Annotated in this window: 1 rRNA gene (running past both ends of the window); it reads right to left on the reverse strand. The window is 53.4% G+C overall.

Features of this window, described 5'->3' with window-relative positions:
- A 23S ribosomal RNA gene (locus E5790_RS07975) occupies window positions 1–2,500 on the reverse strand (it extends past both window edges: 296 nt to the left, 84 nt to the right).

Raw genomic sequence — 2,500 nt, forward strand, 5'->3', positions numbered from 1 at the left:
GAACTGTCTCACGACGTTCTGAACCCAGCTCGCGTACCACTTTAAATGGCGAACAGCCATACCCTTGGGACCGACTACAGCCCCAGGATGTGATGAGCCGACATCGAGGTGCCAAACACCGCCGTCGATATGAACTCTTGGGCGGTATCAGCCTGTTATCCCCGGAGTACCTTTTATCCGTTGAGCGATGGCCCTTCCATACAGAACCACCGGATCACTAAGTCCTAGTTTCCTACCTGCTTGATCCGTCGATCTTGCAGTCAAGCACGCTTATGCCTTTGCACACAGTGCGCGATGTCCGACCGCGCTGAGCGTACCTTCGAGCTCCTCCGTTACTCTTTAGGAGGAGACCGCCCCAGTCAAACTACCCACCATACACGGTCCCCGACCCAGATAATGGGCCCAGGTTAGAACGTCAAGCACGACAGGGTGGTATTTCAAGGATGGCTCCGCCACAGCTAGCGCCATGGTTTCATAGCCTCCCACCTATCCTACACAGACGAACTCAACGTTCAGTGTAAAGCTATAGTAAAGGTTCACGGGGTCTTTCCGTCTTGCCACGGGAACGCTGCATCTTCACAGCGATTTCAATTTCACTGAGTCTCGGGTGGAGACAGCGCCGCTGTCGTTACGCCATTCGTGCAGGTCGGAACTTACCCGACAAGGAATTTCGCTACCTTAGGACCGTTATAGTTACGGCCGCCGTTTACTGGGGCTTCGATCAAGAGCTTCGCCTTGCGGCTGACCCCATCAATTAACCTTCCAGCACCGGGCAGGCGTCACACCCTATACGTCCACTTTCGTGTTTGCAGAGTGCTGTGTTTTTGATAAACAGTCGCAGCGGCCTGGTTACTGCGACCCTCTTCAGCTATAGCTCGCACGAGCCACCAAAAAGGGTGCACCTTCTCCCGAAGTTACGGTGCCATGTTGCCTAGTTCCTTCACCCGAGTTCTCTCAAGCGCCTGAGAATTCTCATCCTACCCACCTGTGTCGGTTTACGGTACGGTCTGCGTAAGCTGAAGCTTAGGAGCTTTTCCTGGAAGCGTGGTATCAGTGACTTCGCCATAAAGGCTCGTCTCGGTGCTCGGTCTTAGAGGATCCCGGATTTGCCAAAGATCCAAACCTACCGCCTTTCCCCAGGACAACCAACGCCTGGTACACCTAACCTTCTCCGTCCCTCCATCGCACTTACGCGAGGTGCAGGAATATTAACCTGCTTCCCATCGACTACGACTTTCGTCCTCGCCTTAGGGGCCGACTCACCCTGCGCCGATTAACGTTGCGCAAGGAAACCTTGGGCTTTCGGCGTGCGGGTTTTTCACCCGCATTATCGTTACTCATGTCAGCATTCGCACTTCCGATACCTCCAGCAGACTTCTCAATCCACCTTCAACGGCTTACGGAACGCTCCTCTACCGCGCATAACAAAGTTATGCACCCCAAGCTTCGGTTCTGTGCTTAGCCCCGTTAAATCTTCCCCGCAGACCGACTCGACCAGTGAGCTATTACGCTTTCTTTAAAGGGTGGCTGCTTCTAAGCCAACCTCCTGGCTGTCTGTGCCTTTCCACATGGTTTTCCACTTAGCACAAAATTTGGGACCTTAGCTGTGGGTCTGGGTTGTTTCCCTTTTCACGACGGACGTTAGCACCCGCCGTGTGTCTCCCATACAGTCCGTCTCGGTATTCGGAGTTTGCAATGGTTTGGTAAGTCGCGATGACCCCCTAGCCATAACAGTGCTCTACCCCCGAGAGGATACATATGAGGCGCTACCTAAATAGCTTTCGAGGAGAACCAGCTATCTCCGGGTTCGATTAGCTTTTCACTCCTAATCACACCTCATCCCCTACCTTTGCAACGGGAGTGGGTTCGGGCCTCCAGTGCGTGTTACCGCACCTTCACCCTGGGCATGACTAGATCACCCGGTTTCGGGTCTACTGCCCGCGACTATGCGCCCTTATCAGACTCGGTTTCCCTTCGCCTCCCCTATACGGTTAAGCTTGCCACGAACAGTAAGTCGCTGACCCATTATACAAAAGGTACGCAGTCACTCCTTGCGGAGCTCCTACTGCTTGTACGCACACGGTTTCAGGTTCTATTTCACTCCCCTCTCCGGGGTTCTTTTCGCCTTTCCCTCACGGTACTGGTTCACTATCGGTCGGTCAGTAGTATTTAGCCTTGGAGGATGGTCCCCCCATGTTCAGACAGGGTTTCACGTGCCCCGCCCTACTCGTCTTCACTGAAATGGCCCTTTCAGATACAGGGCTATCACCTTCTATGGCCACTCTTTCCAGAGTGTTTTCCTAGAACCAAATCAGCTTAAGGGCTAGTCCGCGTTCGCTCGTCGCTACTTACGGAATCTCGGTTGATTTCTTTTCCTCTGGTTACTTAGATATTTCAGTTCACCAGGTTCGCTTCCAGCAGCTATGTATTCACTGCAGGATACCCGCAAGCGGGTGGGTTTCCCCATTCGGACATTACCGGATCAAAGCTTGTTGCCAGC

Source organism: Stenotrophomonas sp. PAMC25021 (genome assembly GCF_004795795.1).
GTDB lineage: Bacteria > Pseudomonadota > Gammaproteobacteria > Xanthomonadales > Xanthomonadaceae > Stenotrophomonas > Stenotrophomonas muris.